Below are 17,290 nucleotides of genomic sequence, written 5' to 3'. Positions count from 1 at the left end.
GTCACCTGCGCACCCTCGGCATCCCCAGGCCGATCCAGGAGATGATCTCGCGCTGGATCTCGTTGTTGCCACCGCGGAAGGTGAAGATCACGGCCGAACGGTAGCCGCGCTCCAGCTCGCCGTGGAGCACGGCGCCGGCCGATCCCTCCTTCAGCCCTCCCGCGGCGGCCACGATCTCCATGAGCCAGGCGTAGGCGTCGCGGCGGGCCTCGGAGCCGTAGACCTTGACGGCCGAGGCGTCCTGGGGGGTGAGCGTGCCTTCCTGGACTGAGTTCACCATCCGCCAGTTGAGGAGCTTCAGCGCGTCCAGTTTCGTGTGCGTCCGGGCGAGGTGGCGCCTGACCCAGGACAGATCGATCACGCGGCGTCCGTCGGCGAGCTTGGTCTCCATGGCCCAGCGCTGCACGTCGTGCAGGGCGCGGATCGCCATGGTGCCGTGCGCGGCGAGGGTGACGCGCTCGTGGTTGAGCTGGTTGGTGATCAGCCGCCAGCCCTCGTTCTCCTCGCCGACGCGGTGGGAGAGCGGGACCCGGACGTTCTCGTAGTAGCTCGCGGTGGTGTCGTGCGAGGCCAGCGTGCGGATGAGCGTGCAGGAGTAGCCGGGGTCGGAGGTCGGCACCAGGAGCATGGTGATGCCCTTGTGCAAAGGGGCACCGGGATCCGTGCGCACGGCGAGCCACACCCAGTCGGCGGTGTCGCCGTTGGTGGTCCAGATCTTCTGCCCGTCGACGACGTAGTTCCCCTCGCCGTCGCGTACCGCGCGCGTCTTCAGGGACGCCAGGTCGGTGCCCGCGTCCGGCTCGCTGTAGCCGATCGCGAAGTCGATCTCACCGGAGAGGATCTTCGGCAGGAAGAACGTCTTCTGCTGTTCCGTGCCGAACCGCATGATCGTCGGCCCGACGGTGTTGAGGGCCATCAACGGCAGCGGGACGCCCGCCTGGGCCGCCTCGTCGAAGAAGATGAACTGCTCCATCGGCGTCAGCCCGCGCCCCCCGTACTCCTCCGGCCAGCCCACGCCGACCCAGCCGTCGGTGCCCAGGCGGCGGATGGTGTCGCGGTAGAAGCGCTTCTGGGTCGCGGGATCGGCGTACCGGGCGTAGGCGTTGTCCGGCACCAGCCGGGCGAAGTAGCCGCGCAGTTCGGTGCGCAACCGCTGCTGCTCGGGCGTGTAGTCGAGATGCACGGCGCCTCCAGGTTCCCCAAGCCGGTCCTGACGGCGCACGCCGTAGAACGTGTTTCAGAAATTGGGAATGGCGATGAACGGGGAGGACCGCCGGCCGTGCGCCGGGCGGTCGGTGCAGGAGCCGTCGCCGGATCCGTCAGCTCAGGGTCCGGAGGAAATCACTGCAGGCCCGGGCGCAGGCGCGGCACGCACGGGCGGCCTCCGCGCCGCCGGGGTCCATATCGAACACGTGCGCGCACTCCAGACAGGCAAGCCGGCACCACTCCACCTGACCGCGGACGGCGTTCTCGTCCTGCCGCTCCTGCTCGGAGAGCACCCGGCAGGTGGCGTCGCACACCTCCGCGCACATGATGCCCTTGCGCCGCAGCAGTTCCTGGTCGTGGGTCCCGTCCGGTTCCGCGAGGCTCGCTCGCAGGGCGCACACCCGCGCGCACTGGGTGCACGACTGCGCGCATGCGAAGCGGTCCTCCAGGAAGCGGTAGACCTCCTGTTGGGATGTCGTCGTCACGGGATGCGGGTAGCCGGGGCGGAGCATGTCAAACCCGGCGCGGCCGGGGAACGGCCGGACCCGCACCGGACCGCCCGACCGGCCCACGAGGCGGTCCCCGCGTGCGGTCCGGGCGATCCGGTTCGTCACCGGCCCCAGGGGCACCCACGCCGGATGACTACTGCATCGCTCGAGACCGCCTCGGACAGCGACCCGCTGCTCCGGATCGGACCGTTCGTGGCGGGCGTGATCGTGGTGGCTGATCGGCGCCTTCTGGCTGGGTGCGCGCATCCGCGGCCGCGAACCCGCCCCGCCCCGTCCCGAGGAACAGCCGCGGCTTCCCGAGGGCGGCCCGGTCCTGGAGAACCGCGAACCCGAGGAGATTCCGAGGAAGGGTCGCCGTCTGACCCCCCACAGGCAGAAGGCGCACGGCAACCTCGGCTCGCGTCCGAGCCCCTCGGCACGGCGCCGTCGCTGGGACGGCTCGTTCGGCGGGAGCGGGACCGGCGGCGGCCGGCCGCTGTGAGGCCCTCGGCCGGGAGGCCGCACGGCTGCCACGCGTCCGGCGTGCCGCGAGCCGCACCCGCGCGGCGCCCGTCAGCGCTTCCCCGTGCCCATCGTGTGCGAGGCGATCAGATCGGGCGTGAGATAGGCGTCGGTCCGCTCGAAGTCCTTGAGCGTGGCGGGACGCTCCGCCTGGAAACCGGTCCGGACGAAGTCGTAGCCCGCCAGCGCGTTGAGCGTCCAGTTCGTCAGGGTGCGCAGGCGGGCCGGAGCCGTGCGCAGTGCCGCGAGATGGTAACCGCGTGCGACGGCCTGTGCGGGGACGCCGGTGAGATCGACACCGAGGGGCTTGGACACCGCATCCGCGCTCCCGAGGTCCACGACCAGCCCCAGATCCCGGTGCCGGTAGGGACTCAGCGGCATCCCGTGCAGCGCCGCCGCGACGTTCTTCGCGGCGTTCCACCCCTGGCGCATGGCGTGCTGGGCCGTAGGCGGGCAGAGTGCTCCGTGGTCCTTGGCGAGATCGGGCACGGCGGCGGCGTCGCCCAGCGCGAACACCCCGTCGAGGCCGGGCACGCGCAGATCAGGCCGGACCACCAGCCGCCCCCGGTCGGTCTCCGCGTCCAGCGTGGCGATCAGCGGGCTGGGGGCGACCCCCGCCGTCCAGATGAGGGTGTGGCAGGGCAGCTCGCGGCCGTCGGTGAAGGTCACGGTGTTCTCCGTGGCTTTCGCGACCGAGACCCCCAGGGAGATGTTCAGCCCCCGCCGCCGCAGCACGGTGAGCGCCTTGGCGCCGAGCCGGTCGCCCAGTTCGGGCATGAGCTTGGGCGCGATGTCGATCAGGTGCCATTTGATGAGCGAGGGGTCGAGGCCCGGGTAGCGCTTGACGGCGGCCGCGGTGAGGTGGTGCAGATAGGCCGCGGTCTCGGTACCGGCGTAGCCACCGCCGACCACTACGAACTGCAGTCGTGTCTCGCGCTCGGCACGGTCGGAACTGGCCGCCGCGAGGTCGAGCTGGGAGATGACGTGATCGCGCACCCAGGCCGCCTCGGCCAGCGTCTTCATGCCCACCGCGTGGCGGTCCACCCCCGGGATGTCGAACTGGCGGGTCACACTGCCAGGGGTCAGCACCAGATAGTCGTAGTGCTCGACGGTCATCTCGCCGTTGATCTTCCTGACCACCACGGCCTTGGCGCCGGGATCGACGCCGACGGCGCCGCCGGGCACGATGACCGTGCGGCGCAGCAGCCGGCGCAACGAGACCGCGACCGACTGCGGGGTGAGGATCCCGGCGGCGACGTGCGGCAGCAGGGGCAGATAGAGCTGGTGGTCGTAGGGGGTGACGAGCCTCAGCGAAGCCTCCGCGGGCTTGAGGATGTGCTCCAGTTTGCGCGCGGTCTCCATCCCGGCGAATCCGCCACCGACGATCAGGATCCGGGGCACGGCCATGGCAGGTCCCTCCAGACGGAGACGTCGACGCCTGCCACGCTAGGGAACACGGCCCACGACCGCATCCGCACCGGCCGGGGCCCCACGACCGCCGTCCGGGCCGCCCGCCGCGAGCGCGCGGCCCGGACCGGACCGTGGTCGGCGATGCTGCCCGGTGCGCCGCAGGACGGAGTCGTCCGGGTCGCGCCGGTGCTGCGCGACCGCGGTGCTCTGCGACGCCGGGTCGTGCGCGCGGTGGCCGCGGGTGGCTCGGCCGCTGTGTTCGTACGCCTCCGGAATCCCGAACTCCGCCCGGAACGCCACCGGTTCTTCCGGCGTGATGCCGAAGAAGCGGGTGCCGAGGCCCCCGTCGACCGCGGTGTGCGGCAGGCGCAGGGCGAACCCCCCGGCGCCGAAGCACCGGGACGCGTGTGACCAAGAACGTCCACCCACGTGACCATCGCGCCGCGAGCGCCGATACTTCCAACAGTGCACTGTCGACACCGCCCATTCGAATGAAACGCCTGCCTGACGGCCTGTCGGTGGCGCCGGCCGCCGACCGGCGCCCAACCACCGCGGGCCGCTGCCCGCCGCCACGGACCGCCGAGACCGAAACCGCACCCACCATCGACTCCGACCGAGGAATCAGCAGGTCGGGGGCCACTGCCAGGCTCACCAGGAGGTACCCGTGAAGATGTTGATCAACGTCCCGGAAACGGTGGTCGCGGACGCGCTACGGGGCATGGCGGCCGCGCATCCCGAGCTGATCGTCGACGTGGAGAACCGGGTGATCGTGCGCCGCGACGCTCCGATCCCCGGTCAGGTGGCCATCGTGTCGGGCGGCGGCTCCGGGCACGAGCCGCTGCACGGCGGCTTCGTCGGGCCGGGAATGCTGTCGGCGGCCTGTCCCGGCGAGGTGTTCACCTCTCCGGTGCCCGACCAGATGGTGCGCGCGGCGGCGGCCGTGGACAGTGGCGCGGGCGTGCTGCTGATCGTCAAGAACTACACCGGTGACGTGCTGAACTTCGACATGGCGGCCGAGCTCGCCGAGGACGAGGGCATCCAGGTGGCGAAGGTCCTGGTGAACGAGGACGTCGCCGTCACCGACAGCCTCTACACCGCGGGCCGGCGTGGCACCGGGGGCACTCTCTTCGTGGAGAAGATCGCGGGCGCGGCGGCGGACGAGGGGCAGCCCCTGGAGCGTGTGGAGGCCGTCGCCCGGCAGGTCAACGAGAACTCCCGCAGCTTCGGTGTCGCCCTCAGCGCGGGCACCACCCCGGCGAAGGGCACCCCCACCTTCGATCTCCCGCCGGGTGAGCTGGAGTTGGGCATCGGCATCCACGGCGAGCCGGGGCGTGAGCGGCGGCCGATGATGACTTCCCGTGAGATCGCCGACTTCTCGGTGAACGCCGTCCTTGACGACCTCCAGCCGCGTAACCCCGTGCTGGTCCTGGTCAACGGGATGGGCGGGACGCCTCTTCTCGAGCTGTACGGGTACAACGCGGAGGTGCAGCGGGTACTCGCCGAGCGGGGTGTCCCGGTGGCCCGCACACTGGTCGGCAACTACGTCACGTCCCTGGACATGGCCGGCGCGTCGGTCAGTCTGTGCCAGGTCGACGAGGAGCTGCTGCGGCTGTGGGACGCTCCGGTCAGCACCGCGGCGCTGCGCTGGGGCAGGTGAGTGCGGTCAACGTCCCTACCACGCAAGGAGATCCAGTGCTCGACGCCGACTTCTTCCGCCGCTGGATGACGGCGGCCGCCGCATCCGTCGACCGCGAGGCGGAACGGCTCACCGCGCTCGACTCACCCATCGGCGACGCCGACCACGGCAGCAACCTGCAACGCGGCTTCCGCGTGGTCGCGGCCACATTGGAGAAGGAGTCGCCGGACACCCCCGGCGAGATCCTCCAACTCGCGGGCCGGCAGCTCATCTCGACGGTCGGAGGCGCGTCCGGTCCGCTCTACGGAACTCTGCTGCGCCGCACCGGCAAGACCCTCGGGGACGCTGCCGAGGTCAGCCGGGAGCAGTTGGCACAGGCGCTGCGAGCGGGTGTGGAGGCGCTCATGGCACTGGGGGGTGCGGCACCCGGCGACAAGACCATGGTCGACACGCTGGTGCCGGCGGTGGAGGCCCTCGGTACCTCGTTCGAGGCGGCGCGCGCCGCCGCCGAGGAGGGCGCGGTCGCGACGACGCCGCTGCAGGCCCGCAAGGGCCGCGCCAGCTATCTGGGCGAGCGCAGCATCGGGCACCAGGACCCCGGTGCCACCTCGTCGGCCCTGCTGATCGCCGCACTCGTGGAGGCCGCAGGTGAGTGAGGCCCCCGCGAAGCTGGTGGGCATCGTGCTCGTCTCGCACAGTGCCGCCGTCGCCGAGTCGGTCGCCGACCTGGCCAGAGGGCTGACCGGCGGCGGCACGACGGCGCCGGTCGCCCCGGCGGGCGGTACGGCCGACGGTGGGCTCGGTACGAGCGCCGAGCTGGTGAGCGCGGCGGCGGCCGCGGTGGACCGGGGCGCGGGGGTCGCCGTGCTCATGGACCTGGGCAGCGCCGTCCTGACCGTGAAGGCGCTGCTCGCGGAGGGCGACGAACTCCCGGAGAACACCCGGCTGATCGACGCGCCCTTCGTCGAGGGCGCCGTCGCCGCCGTGGTCACGGCGTCTGCGGGCGCGGATCTGGCCGCGGTGGAGGCGGCGGCAACGGAGGCGTACACCTACCGCAAGGAGTGACGGCGCTCCGGGGAACAGCAGCCGCCCGGTACGGCCCGCTCGCCGGGCGGCCGAGCGGCCGGTGCGCCCATCGGGCCCGGCCGCTCGGCCGCATTCGCCGGCGCGGGATCTGCGACGACAGCGGTCCGCGCCGTCGACCCGAACTGCCTTGACGAGAAAGCGAGTTCACACCGAGTCCGGCACCAGCATACGTAGCTCGGCGGTATGCCGGTCACCATCACCCCTCCCTCTTGATGCGACCACGTCACCCATGGCATACAGGTACAGACCAATCCTGTCGAGGGGAGGCACCCCGTGCGACGCGCTCCCGTGCCGGTGATCTGCGGTTCGGTTCTGCTGCTGGCGTCCTGCGCCTGGGGCGGCGGACACGACGACGGCGGAGGCGTTCCCCCGGCTCCCATGGGTGTGACCGCGGTGGCGGGCAGCGCGACCAGCGTGCACGTGATGTGGAACCGGGTGGAGGGCGGTCCGGACGTCGCCTCCTACGAGGTGTACCGCAGCGGCGCCAAGGTGAAGGAGGTCCGGGCCGGCGAGCACATGGTGGACGTCGTCCGGCTCGCGCCCTCGACGTCGTACGTCTTCACGGTCCGGGCCCGGAGCACCGACGGCGCGCTCGGTCCGGCGAGCCGGGAGGTCCACGCCACCACTCCTGCCGCCGTCGCCGCCGACGAACGGGCCCCGTCCCGCCCGGGGCACCCGACCGGAAAGACCGTGGGGAACCGGGCGGTACAACTGGCCTGGGCGCGCTCGACGGACGACCGGGGCGTGGCGTCGTACGACATCTACCAGGGCGATTCGAAGATCCACAGTGTGAGCGGCGGGCAGACGGCGACCGTGGTCACCGGTCTGCGGCCCGGAACCCGTTACTCGTTCACCGTCCGGGCCCGGGACGCCGCCGACAACCTCTCGGCGGCGAGCCCTGCGGTGGCGCTGACCACTCCGCATGGTTCCGGCGACGCGCAGGGGACCGCGCCGACCCGGTTCCGAGCCACCACCCACCGGGCCGACGGGGCGTACTACCTGGATCTCGCATGGGTCGCGCCGGACGTGGACGGTGTCGTCACCGAGTACCGGATACACCTCGACGGGCAACCCGCCACCTCGCTCGTCTGGGGCGGCACGGTCCCGCGTTCGACGGCCACCTACAGCTTCTACGTGGGCCGGGACGCCGGGGTCACCCACCGGGTGCGGATCCAGGCGAAGTTGCCGGACGGCACCTGGGGCGGTCTCTCGGCGGAACGGACCGTGACGACGGGCCGTTGAGTCCCCGCGCCGGCTCAGGCGCTCCCGGGCGGCCCTTCCTGGGCGGGCAGCGTGCCGAAATCCTCGAGCGCTTGGGTCAGCCAGTGGATCCAGAACGTCTCCAGGTCGATGCCCGCCCGCAGCACAAGGTACTGAAGACGGTCCTGCACCGAGTCCTTGCCGGCCCCGAAGTCCCGCTCCTCGATCTCCCGGTACTCGGCCAACTGCTTCTGGTGCAGGGTGAGATGGCGGCGCAGGTCCGCCTCGATGCCCTCGGTGCCGACGACGGCGGCGGCCCGCAGCCGCAGCAGCAGCACGTCGCGCTGGGGCTTGGGGTCCTGCGACGCCGCGGTCCAGCGGGCGAGCTCGGCGCGGCCCGCGGGCAGGACCTCGTAGGACTTCTTCTGCCCGCGGGCCGGCTGCTCGGCGGGCAGGGCGCGGATGAGGCCCTCGCCCTCCAGCCGTCCCAGTTCACGGTAGATCTGCTGGTGGGTGGCCGACCAGAAGTAGCCGATCGACCGATCGAAGCGCCGGGTCAGTTCGAGTCCCGACGACGGCTTCTCCAGCAGTGCGGTCAGGATCGCGTGCGGGAGTGACATGCACCCATCCTAAGGACGGCGTTCGGGACCTAGAACGCCGCGGCCAGCTCGGTGCCCTGCTTGATCGCACGCTTGGCGTCCAGCTCGGCCGCCACGTCGGCCCCGCCGATCAGGTGCGGCGTCCGGCCCGCGGCCACCAGTTCCTCGTACAGGTCCCGGCGCGGCTCCTGTCCGGTGCACAGGACGATCGTGTCGACCTCCAGGAGCCGGCTCTCGCCGTCCACCGTGAGATGCAGACCGGCGTCGTCGATCCGGTCGTAGGTCACGCCCGGCACCATGGTCACGCCGCGGTGCTTCAGCTCCGTGCGGTGGATCCAGCCGGTGGTCCTGCCGAGTCCCGCGCCGACCTTCGAGGTCTTGCGCTGCAGGAGGTGGACGGTGCGCGGCGGGGCGGGACGCTCGGGTGCGGTCAGGCCCCCGGGGGCGCGGTAGTCCATGTCGACGCCCCAGTGCCGGAAGTACGTCGCCGGGTCCTCGCTCGCCTTGTCACCGCCGTCGGTGAGGTATTCGGCCACGTCGAAGCCGATGCCGCCGGCCCCGAGGACGGCGACCCGATCACCCACGCGGGCGCCGTCGCGCAGCACGTCGAGGTAGCCCAGCACCCTGGGATGGTCGATGCCGGGAATCTGGGGGGTACGCGGGACGACACCGGTCGCGACGACGACCTCGTCGTGGTCGGCGAGGTCGCCCGCGGCGACACGGGTGTTCAGCCGGACGTCCACGCCATGCTGTCGGAGCTGGGTACGGAAGTAGCGGATCGTCTCGTCGAACTCCTGCTTGCCCGGGACCTTGCGGGCGATGTTCAGCTGACCGCCGATGTCGTCGGCCGCGTCGTAGAGCGTGACGTCGTGCCCCCGCTCGGCGGCGGAGACGGCACAGGCGAGTCCGGCGGGGCCCGCGCCGACGACCGCGACCTTCTTGCGCAGCCGCGTCGGGGAGAGGACCAGTTCGGTCTCGTGGCAGGCCCGTGGGTTGACCAGGCAGGAGGTGATCTGCCCGCTGAAGGTGTGGTCGAGACAGGCCTGGTTGCAGCCGATGCAGGTGTTGATCGTCTCGGGGCGCCCGGCCTCGGCCTTGGCGACGAACTCCGGGTCGGCCAGCATCGGGCGGGCCAGGGACACCATGTCGGCGTGGCCCTCGGCGAGCAACTGTTCCGCCAGCTCGGGGGTGTTGATGCGGTTGGTCGTCACGAGCGGGACGGAGACGGCGCCCATGACCTTCTTGGTCACCCAGGTGTAAGCGCCGCGCGGCACCGAAGTCGCGATGGTCGGGATGCGCGCCTCGTGCCAGCCGATGCCGGTGTTGATGATGGTCGCCCCCGCGGCCTCCACCGCCTTGGCGAGCGTGACGACCTCTTCGAGCGTCGAGCCGCCGGGCACGAGGTCCAGCATGGACAGCCGGTAGACGATGATGAAGTCCTCGCCGACCGCCGCCCGGACCCGTCGCACGATCTCGACCGGGAAACGCATCCGGTTCTCGTACGAGCCGCCCCAGCCGTCCTCGCGCCGGTTGGTGTGGGCCGCGATGAACTCGTTGATGAGGTAGCCCTCGGAGCCCATGATCTCGACGCCGTCGTACCCGGCCCGGCGGGCCAGACGGGCGGCCCGCACATAGTCCTCGATCGTCTGCTCCACCTCGGCCCCGGTCAGCGCGTGCGGCACGAACGGGCTGATCGGGGCCTGGAGCGCGCTGGGCGCCACGAGGTCCTGGTGGTATGCGTACCGGCCGAAGTGCAGGAGCTGCATCGCGATCCGGCCGCCCTCGCGGTGCACGGCCTCGGTGACGACGGAGTGCTGCTCGGCCTCCGCCTCGGTGGTGAGCTTGGCGCCGCCCTCGTAGGGGCGTCCGGCCTCGTTGGGGGCGATGCCTCCGGTGACGATGAGCCCCACGCCTCCGCGGGCCCGGGCGGCGTAGAACGCGGCCATACGCTCGAAGCCGCGCTCGGCCTCCTCCAGGCCCACGTGCATCGAGCCCATCAGCACACGGTTGGGCAGCGTGGTGAAGCCGAGGTCGAGCGGGGTCAGCAGATGCGGGTAGCGGCTCATCGGGGCCCTCCGTACGGCGTGTGGTGAATCCGTTGTAAACGACCGCGCCCCGGTTGTGCAACTAGTTGCACAACCCTGAGGATGTGACCTTCACCGGCCCGGCCGCGCACCCGCGCTACCGGCGGGTGCCGATCAGCACGTTGGCGCCCAGCTCCGCCGAGACGGCCAGCCGGACGTCCAGACCGCCACGCGTGAACGCCTCGCAGGCACCGGGCACTTGGCGTTCACTCGTCTCCACCAGGACAAGCCCGCCGGGGGCCAGCCATCGCCACGCCTCGGCGGTGACCCGGCGCAGGACGTCCAGACCGTCGAGACCGCCGTCGAGGGCGGCCAGGGGCTCGTGGTCGCGGGCCTCGGACGGCAGCAGGGGGACCTCGTCCGTGGGCACATAGGGGACGTTGGCCGCCAGGATGTCGACACGGCCGCGCAGTTCCTCGGGAAGGGCGGCGAACAGGTCGCCCTGGTGCACCCGGCCGCCGTACGCGGCGACGTTGCGGCGGGCGCAGCGCACCGCGGCCGCATCGATGTCGGCGGCGTGCAGTTCGGGTCCGTCGAGCGCCGCGGCGAGGGCGGCGCCCACCGCGCCCGAGCCGCAGCACAGATCCACGACGACGCGGGCGTGCCGCCCGAGGGCCACCGCCCGGGAGACGAGGAACTCGGTGCGCCGGCGGGGCACGAAGACCCCTGGTTCCACGGTGACGCGCAGACCGTGGAAGTCGGCCCAGCCCAGGACCTGTTCCAGGGGCAGGCCCTCCACGCGCCGCTCGACCATGGCGGCGGCCTCTTCGGGCGTACGGGCGGTGGACAGGATCAGCTGCGCCTCGTCCTCGGCGAAGACACAGCCGGCGGTACGCAGCGCGGAGACGACGTCGGAGAGTGAAAGCGATGGCATGGAGCCGAGAAGCCTTCCGGTTGACCGAAGGGCGCCCTCGTGTGATCTACCGGCGCCGATCCACGCCGTCGTGAGGGGAGAGCACCCGAGCTGACACAGCGGTAATGGGGCTCACCTCCCTCGGTACGCACGGCCGGGGCGATCCACGGCCGGAGCGCTCACCCTAGCAGGAGGTCCGCGCGCCGAAGATCTCGCCGGGAGGGCCGGCTCCCTCGGCCGCACCTTCAAGTTGTACGGTGCAACCATACGTGCGAGGAGGTGGGAGTGCCGTGACGACAGCCGAGCGGTCCGCCGGGACCACCGCGGAGCGCGCCCCCGCTGCCCGGGCGGCGGTCGAGACCATCAACCGCGAGTTGACCGCGTTCGCCCGCCGCGCCCGAGCCACGGCCGGGCGGATGCATCCGCAGCTGTCGCTCGTCTCGTACACCCTGCTCGGACATCTGGAGCAGAGCGGCGGCTGCAGCGCGACCGACCTGGCCGCCCACTACGGGCTGGACAAGTCCACGGTGAGCCGGCAGGTGGCGGCGCTGGAGCGGGCCGGGCTGATCGGGCGGCGGCTCGATGCGGACGACCACCGGGTGCAGGTGCTGTATCCGACCGAGGCGGGCAGCGAGATCCTCGCCACGGTCGACGAGAGCCGGCGCAGGGCGTTCCAGGAGCGGCTGACGGGCTGGTCGGAGGCCGACCTGGAACGCTTCGCGGCGTATCTGCTGCGGTACAACGCGGCGGCGGCCGCGACTCCGGTCACGCCGGCCACCGACTGACGACCGGCCGGCGCACCGTCAGATCCCGACGGTCTGCTCGTCCCCCGCGCGCTGCGGAACCCGCGCCGCGAGGAACCTCGTGGTGCGGCGCAGCCGGAAGCCGAGGGACTCGTAGAGCCGGATGGCGTTGGTGTTCTCCGCAGCGGTGTGCAGGAACGGCGTCTCGCCCCGTTCGCGGATGCCGTGCGCGACCGCCAGGATCAGCCGGGTGGCGAGGCCCTGGCCCCGGAAGGCGGGATCGGTGCACACGGCGCTGATCTCGGTCCAGCCCGGCGGGTGCAGCCGCTCGCCCGCCATGGCGATCAGCTCGCCGTCCCGGCGGATGCCCAGGTAGGTCCCCAGCTCGACGGTGCGCGGCAGGAACGGTCCGGGCCGGGTGCGCTCGACCAGGTCCAGCATCTCCGGCACGTCGGCGTGGGTGAGCCGTACGGCCTCGGCGTCGGGCGCGGCGGCCAGGCCGTCGTCGACGAGTTGCACACCGTCCAGGGCGAAGGTGACCTCCCACCCCTCGGGGACCTGACCGCCGAAGCCCGGGATCGGGGCCTCGGCTCCCGGACCGGCGAGCGCCGCGAGGTCGGCCCAGTCGTCGGCGCCGGGCTCGTCGGGCAGTCCCACCCACGGCGACACGTCCAGGGGGTAGCGCAGAACGCGGCCCCGGCGCTCGGCGAAGTGGGCATGCGGTCCGGTCAGCGAGGTGAGTGCGGGGTTGTCGAGGACGTGCCGCCCGGCGCTCATGCGCCCACCTCGATCACGATCTTGCCCCGGGCGTGGCCGCCCTCGACCGCGCGGAGGGCGTCCCCGGCCCGTTCGAGCGGGAAGGTCTCGGTCACGCGGGGATCGAGGTCTCCGTGCTCCACCAGGCGGGCGACCTCGTCGAGCACGGCGGCCGTACGGGCGCGGACCACACGTGACCCGCCGAGCCGCTCGACGTCCTGGGGCGACGCTCCGGCGGTGATCAGCTTCGAGCGGTCGGCGAGCAGGGTCGCCGCCTCGGTCAGCACGTCGCCGCCGACGAGATCGTAGACGCCGTCGATGCCGCCCGGCGCGGCCGCCCGCACCCGGGCGGCCAGGTCCGGTCCCGACGGGACGTGCACGGCGCCGAGGCCTTCGACGAAGTCCTTCTTGCCCTCACCGGCCGTGCCGACGACGCTCAGGCCGAAGGCGCGGGCAAGCTGGACCGCGGCGACACCGACTCCCCCGCCCGCGCCGGTGATCAGCACGGTCGAGCCCGCGGGCAGATCCAGGCCGCGGATCCCGTCGTAGGCCGTGGCGGCCGCGACGGGCAGCACAGCCGCGTCCGTGAAGGACAGGCCGTCCGGCACATGCGCGGTCACCGCCGCGGGCAGCACGGCGTACTCGGCGTAGCCGCCGGCCACGGTGTTGCCGAAGACGGCGTCCCCGACCGCGAAGCCGGTCACGCCCTCGCCGACCTCCTCCACCACGCCCGCGGCCTCGCTGCCGAACACGACGGGGAACTCGGGCGTGCCCGTATCGCCGGGACGCCGGAAGCCCGAGCGCAGCTTCCAGTCGATCGGGTTGACACCCGCCGCACGCACGGCGACCAGAAGCTCCCCGCGGCCCGGGGCCGGTCGGTCCACGTCGATGAACGCCTCGGTCCCGGGGCCGCCGTACCGCGTGTACGCGTACGCCTTGGGCATGTCCAGCCTCACTCTCCCTCGCTGCTCGCCGGACCCACCGCCGCTGACGCCACCGGTTCCGGCCACTACACCGCAAGGAAGATCACCCGCCGGCTATTCCCGGGCGGGCGCGGAGTTCATGCACTCGCAATGATCGCGTCCGGTGGGGTGGCGGGGGCGCACCGGGCGAGCGCGTACCGTTGTATGCGTACGCATCGATCACGCACGAACCGGCCCTGCCGTACCGGCGGCCTGGAGGCACCACCCCCCATGAACGTCACCCGAGGCTTCACCGGGCGCCCGCGGGTCCCCGATCCCGGGCTGCCACCCGGCCAGTACGACGCGCGCGACGACTGGCCCGTACTGTCCGCCGAGGTGACGCCGGACCTGGACGCCGCCGACTGGACCCTGCGGATCGACGGTCTGGTGGCCGAGCCCCGCACCTGGAACTGGGAGGAGGCGCGTGCCCTGCCCGCGTCGACCTACGAGGGCGACGTCCACTGCGTGACCGGCTGGTCGAAGTTCGGGACACGGTTCCGCGGGGTCTCCCTGGATGTGTTCCTGGACCTCGTCGGACCCGGGTCCACCGCGACACACGCCGTCGCGTACTCCCACACCGGCTACACCAGCAGCCTGCCACTGGCCGATCTGAGCGGCGGACGCGCCTGGATCGCCTTCGAGTACGAGGGCCGCCCGCTGCCCGCCGAGCACGGTGGTCCCGCCCGGCTCCTCGTGCCCCACCTGTACTTCTGGAAGAGCGCCAAATGGATCGCCGGCCTCAGGATCCTCGACCACGACGAGCCGGGTTTCTGGGAGCAGAACGGCTACCACGCACGGGGCAACCCCTGGCAGGAGCAGCGGTACTCCGGTGACTGAGACGACCCTGGGCCCCGGGCCGTTCGTGCCGCCCACGCGCTTCGCCGTACCCGGTCGGATCGCCGTGGGCGGCGACGCGGCGTCCGCGTGGCGGACGGCGACGCTGACCGTGATCCGCCGGGAGACTCCGCACGCGGCCACCTTCCGCTTCGCGGTTCCCGGGTGGGCGGGGCATCTGCCGGGACAGCATCTGCTGCTGCGGCTGACCGCCCGGGACGGCTATGTGGCGCAGCGCCACTATTCGATCGCGTCACCGCCCGACGACGCCGGGCACATCGAACTGACCCTGGACCGTGTCGAGGGCGGTGAGGTCTCCGGCTGGTTCCACACGGTGGCGAGGCCGGGAGACACCGTCGAGGTGCGGGGCCCGCTGAGCGGCTTCTTCGCCTGGCCCGGCAACCGGCCTGCGCTGCTGGTCGGCGCGGGCTCCGGTGTCGTCCCGCTGATGTCGATGGTGCGCCACCACCGGTCGCGCGGTCTCCGGGTGCCCCTGCGGCTTCTCGTCTCGGCGCGGGGGCCGCGAGAGTTGATCTACGCGGACGAGTACGGGGCCGAGACCACGCCCGTCTTCACCCGCGGCGCCCCCGCGGGTGTACCCGTGGGCCGCATGTCGGCCGCCCATGTTGCGCCGCTGGTCGCCGATGCGCCGCCCGGCGGGTGGGAGGCCTATGTGTGCGGCTCGAACGGCTTCGCGGAGCACGCTTCCCGGCTGCTCGTCGAGGCGGGGCAGCCGGTGGACCGCATCCGTATCGAACGCTTCGGCTGACCCCCGGTCCCGGGTTTCGGGGCCGGATGGCCGGGAACGTCGCCCGAGAGGAGAATCTGGATAAAAGCCGTTTCATGCCGGAAGCGTCGCGCTCCCCGTGGGCACACGGCCATGAGTACTCGCCGCCCGGTTCTGTGCGGGTGGCGGGCGGGTGGCGCGACAGGGGTGGTGCGGTGCTTGGCCGAGGGGGTCCTTCTCGTGGCCGGGAAGGCGCGCGGCTTCCACACCTGTCCCGCGCGGCAGAGGTCTCGGCCCGTCCACGAGCGGGACGTGGCGGCAAGGAGGTCGAGATGCGAACCCGGGTGCGCGGCTGGCGTTGGCGGCGCAATCCGCTGCGCCGCAGGTCGGATGTGGTCGAGGCGTGGACTGCCGCGCTCCTCACCGTTCTGCTGTGCTTCGGCGCCCCGCTCGCCGGTGCGGCCGCGGGTCTGTGGGCCTACGGCACCGCGCACACGACTCAGCTGACCCAGCGCGCCGAGCGCCATCAGGTGTCCGCGGTACTCCTCGAGGACGCCCCGTCCGAGGTGCCTTCGGCGCAGGGCGGCAAGCAGCCCCAGTACCGGGTGAAGGTGCGCTGGACCGAGCCGGACAAGGGCACACGGACCGCGGTCGCGCCGGTCCCGGCGGGCTCGCTGCGCGGCGACCGGGCGGATGTGTGGCTGGACGCGAGGGACCGGAGCGTCGCCGCCCCGCCGAGCGACACCGCGGTGTGGCAGCACGCCCTGACGACGGGGGTGTGGGCCGGGGCCGGAGCGGCCGGGGCGGTCCTGCTGGCCCGTGCCGTGATCCGCCGGATCGCCCAGCGGCACCGCATGGCGGAATGGGAGGCCGAGTGGGCCCGTACAGGTCCGGAGTGGGGGCGGCGCACGGCGTGACGGGCGGGCCCTCCCGTGCAGTGGGGCAGACGCCAGAGGGGTCTGGCGGGCCCGGAACGGCCACCGTACGGTGTGATCATCCGCATGCCCGACGCCAGGGGGTCCTTCATGGCCTTGTTCGATCTGCCGATCGACGAACTCCGCACGTACCGCAGCGCCTCCGTCGAGCCGTCGGACTTCGACGCGTTCTGGGCGAAGACGCTGCAGGAGACCCGTGAGCACGACCTCGACGCCCGCTTCGAACCGGTCGACACGGGTCTGCGGACGGTCCAGGTCCATGACGTGACGTTCGCCGGGTTCGGCGGCCATCCCGTCAAGGGCTGGCTCACCGTGCCGTCGTCCGTGGACGGACCGCTGCCCACGGTCGTGGAGTACATCGGCTACGGCGGCGGACGCGCCCTTCCGCACACGCACCTGCTGTGGGCGTCGGCGGGCTTCGCGCACTTCGTCATGGACACCCGGGGCCAGGGCAGCGCGTGGGGCGGCGGCGAGACCCCGGACCCGGTGGGCAGTGCTCCCGCGTTCCCCGGGTTCATGACGCGTGGGGTCGACGACCCCGAGACGTACTACTACCGGCGGCTGTTCACGGACGGGGTCCGGGCCGTCGAGGCGGCCCGCTCGCATCCCCTGACCGACGCCTCCCGCACGGCGGCCATCGGCACCAGCCAGGGCGGCGGCATCACGATCGCGGTCGGTGGCCTCGTACCGGATCTGGCGGCGGTGGCGCCGGACGTGCCGTTCCTGTGCGACTTCCCGCGCGCCACGAGGCTCACGGACCGCAATCCCTACCGTGAGATCGGCAACTACCTCCAGACGCATCGCGGCCGTACCGAGCGGGTCATGCGCACGCTGTCGTACTTCGACGGCGTGCACTTCGCCGCGCGAGGCCGGGCCCCCGCACTGTTCTCGGCCGCGCTGGAGGACCAGACGTGTCCCCCGTCCACGGTGTTCGCCGCGTTCAACGCCTGGGCGCACGACGACAAGAAGATCGAGGTGTACGACTTCAACGACCATGAGGGCGGCGGTCCGTACCAGGAAGCCGTCAAGCTGCGCTGGCTGCCGGCCCGTCTCTGACGGGCCGTGGGCAACGGCGGGCACCGTGCCGACGGCCGCTTCATGCGCCCGTCGGCCGAGCCGTGCCGTCGTCACCCGGCCGCTCCGAAGGGCTGATCGGGGCGGACATCTCCCACCGAGCACGCGGCGGGCGCGCGCTCCGGGCCGCGGACCGGGGTCCTTGCGCGCGGGTCGCTCCACCGTGCACACCGCG

At 72.4% G+C, this 17,290-nt stretch carries 18 protein-coding genes and 1 pseudogene; 10 read left to right on the top strand and 9 right to left on the bottom strand.

Going from position 1 to position 17,290, the window contains the following annotated elements:
- Position 1: 1 nt before the first annotated feature.
- Positions 2-1,183, bottom strand: a complete 1,182-nt coding sequence (locus ADL25_RS13435) for an acyl-CoA dehydrogenase family protein (RefSeq protein WP_059127929.1) — start codon at positions 1,181-1,183, stop codon at positions 2-4.
- A gap of 136 nt (positions 1,184-1,319) precedes the next feature.
- Positions 1,320-1,718, bottom strand: coding sequence for a hypothetical protein (locus ADL25_RS13430; protein ID WP_059128184.1), 399 nt, complete (start codon positions 1,716-1,718; stop codon positions 1,320-1,322).
- A gap of 126 nt (positions 1,719-1,844) precedes the next feature.
- Between ADL25_RS13430 and ADL25_RS50455 the strand changes: the two are divergent.
- Positions 1,845-2,196, top strand: a pseudogene (locus ADL25_RS50455) (DUF6479 family protein).
- A 71-nt stretch (positions 2,197-2,267) separates the two neighbouring features.
- Here ADL25_RS50455 and ADL25_RS13425 read toward each other — a convergent pair.
- The gene (locus ADL25_RS13425) at positions 2,268-3,623 is read right to left on the bottom strand and encodes an NAD(P)/FAD-dependent oxidoreductase (RefSeq protein ID WP_059127928.1); all 1,356 of its coding nucleotides are present in this window, start codon (positions 3,621-3,623) and stop codon (positions 2,268-2,270) included.
- A 39-nt stretch (positions 3,624-3,662) separates the two neighbouring features.
- Positions 3,663-4,055, bottom strand: coding sequence for a hypothetical protein (locus ADL25_RS49725; RefSeq protein ID WP_063805628.1), 393 nt, complete (start codon positions 4,053-4,055; stop codon positions 3,663-3,665).
- 235 nt (positions 4,056-4,290) lie between these two features.
- On the opposite strand from ADL25_RS49725, the gene dhaK reads away from it, so the two are divergent.
- The 4 genes from dhaK (at position 4,291) to ADL25_RS13400 (ending at position 7,590) form a co-directional block, all read left to right on the top strand.
- Positions 4,291-5,283 (top strand): dihydroxyacetone kinase subunit DhaK, encoded by a 993-nt coding sequence (gene dhaK / locus ADL25_RS13415; protein ID WP_059127927.1) that lies wholly within the window; start codon positions 4,291-4,293, stop codon positions 5,281-5,283.
- 35 nt (positions 5,284-5,318) lie between these two features.
- Positions 5,319-5,918 (top strand): dihydroxyacetone kinase subunit DhaL, encoded by a 600-nt coding sequence (gene dhaL, locus ADL25_RS13410; RefSeq protein ID WP_059127926.1) that lies wholly within the window; start codon positions 5,319-5,321, stop codon positions 5,916-5,918.
- Entirely contained in the window at positions 5,911-6,327 is a 417-nt protein-coding gene (locus tag ADL25_RS13405; protein WP_059127925.1) for a PTS-dependent dihydroxyacetone kinase phosphotransferase subunit DhaM, read from the top strand. The genes dhaL and ADL25_RS13405 overlap by 8 nt, the downstream gene beginning before the upstream one ends.
- Positions 6,328-6,621: 294 nt before the next feature.
- Positions 6,622-7,590, top strand: a complete 969-nt coding sequence (locus ADL25_RS13400) for a fibronectin type III domain-containing protein (protein WP_059127924.1) — start codon at positions 6,622-6,624, stop codon at positions 7,588-7,590.
- A gap of 14 nt (positions 7,591-7,604) precedes the next feature.
- Here ADL25_RS13400 and ADL25_RS13395 read toward each other — a convergent pair whose 3' ends face one another.
- From ADL25_RS13395 to ADL25_RS13385, 3 genes are all read right to left on the bottom strand, one after another.
- Positions 7,605-8,168 carry a PadR family transcriptional regulator gene (locus ADL25_RS13395; protein WP_059127923.1) on the bottom strand — a complete coding sequence of 188 codons (564 nt, stop codon included), beginning with the start codon at positions 8,166-8,168 and terminating at the stop codon, positions 7,605-7,607.
- A 29-nt stretch (positions 8,169-8,197) separates the two neighbouring features.
- Positions 8,198-10,213 (bottom strand): NADPH-dependent 2,4-dienoyl-CoA reductase, encoded by a 2,016-nt coding sequence (locus ADL25_RS13390; RefSeq protein ID WP_059127922.1) that lies wholly within the window; start codon positions 10,211-10,213, stop codon positions 8,198-8,200.
- 115 nt (positions 10,214-10,328) lie between these two features.
- Positions 10,329-11,105, bottom strand: coding sequence for a putative protein N(5)-glutamine methyltransferase (locus tag ADL25_RS13385; protein ID WP_059127921.1), 777 nt, complete (start codon positions 11,103-11,105; stop codon positions 10,329-10,331).
- Positions 11,106-11,374: 269 nt separating this feature from the next.
- Between ADL25_RS13385 and ADL25_RS13380 the strand changes: the two genes are divergently transcribed.
- Positions 11,375-11,869, top strand: a complete 495-nt coding sequence (locus ADL25_RS13380) for a MarR family winged helix-turn-helix transcriptional regulator (RefSeq protein ID WP_059127920.1) — start codon at positions 11,375-11,377, stop codon at positions 11,867-11,869.
- Positions 11,870-11,887: 18 nt separating this feature from the next.
- On the opposite strand, the gene ADL25_RS13375 is transcribed toward ADL25_RS13380, so the two are convergent.
- Together ADL25_RS13375 and ADL25_RS13370 are read right to left on the bottom strand one after the other, a co-directional pair.
- A complete protein-coding gene (locus ADL25_RS13375) occupies positions 11,888-12,604 on the bottom strand; it encodes a GNAT family N-acetyltransferase (RefSeq protein ID WP_059127919.1) in 717 nt (238 codons plus the stop codon).
- Positions 12,601-13,527: an NADP-dependent oxidoreductase gene (locus tag ADL25_RS13370; RefSeq protein ID WP_059127918.1), complete on the bottom strand. Its 927-nt coding sequence runs from the start codon at positions 13,525-13,527 to the stop codon at positions 12,601-12,603. Before ADL25_RS13370 ends, ADL25_RS13375 begins: the two co-directional genes overlap by 4 nt.
- Before the next feature lie 249 nt (positions 13,528-13,776).
- Here ADL25_RS13370 and ADL25_RS13365 point away from each other — a divergent pair, with 249 nt between their 5' ends.
- The 4 genes from ADL25_RS13365 (at position 13,777) to ADL25_RS13350 (ending at position 17,097) form a co-directional block, all read left to right on the top strand.
- Positions 13,777-14,382: a sulfite oxidase-like oxidoreductase gene (locus ADL25_RS13365; RefSeq protein ID WP_059127917.1), complete on the top strand. Its 606-nt coding sequence runs from the start codon at positions 13,777-13,779 to the stop codon at positions 14,380-14,382.
- The gene (locus ADL25_RS13360) at positions 14,375-15,148 is read left to right on the top strand and encodes a ferredoxin reductase (RefSeq protein WP_059127916.1); all 774 of its coding nucleotides are present in this window, start codon (positions 14,375-14,377) and stop codon (positions 15,146-15,148) included. The genes ADL25_RS13365 and ADL25_RS13360 overlap by 8 nt, the downstream gene beginning before the upstream one ends.
- Before the next feature lie 290 nt (positions 15,149-15,438).
- Complete coding sequence (locus ADL25_RS13355) at positions 15,439-16,023, top strand: hypothetical protein (RefSeq protein ID WP_059127915.1); 585 nt, start codon at positions 15,439-15,441, stop codon at positions 16,021-16,023.
- A gap of 108 nt (positions 16,024-16,131) precedes the next feature.
- Positions 16,132-17,097 (top strand): acetylxylan esterase, encoded by a 966-nt coding sequence (locus ADL25_RS13350; protein ID WP_059128183.1) that lies wholly within the window; start codon positions 16,132-16,134, stop codon positions 17,095-17,097.
- Positions 17,098-17,290 lie beyond the last annotated feature (193 nt).

Source organism: Streptomyces sp. NRRL F-5122 (assembly GCF_001507435.1).
In the GTDB taxonomy this organism is placed as follows: Bacteria; Actinomycetota; Actinomycetes; order Streptomycetales; family Streptomycetaceae; genus Streptomyces; species Streptomyces lannensis.
The sequence above is the reverse complement of the archived record's forward strand: the minus strand, read 5'-3'. Positions and strand labels throughout refer to the sequence as shown.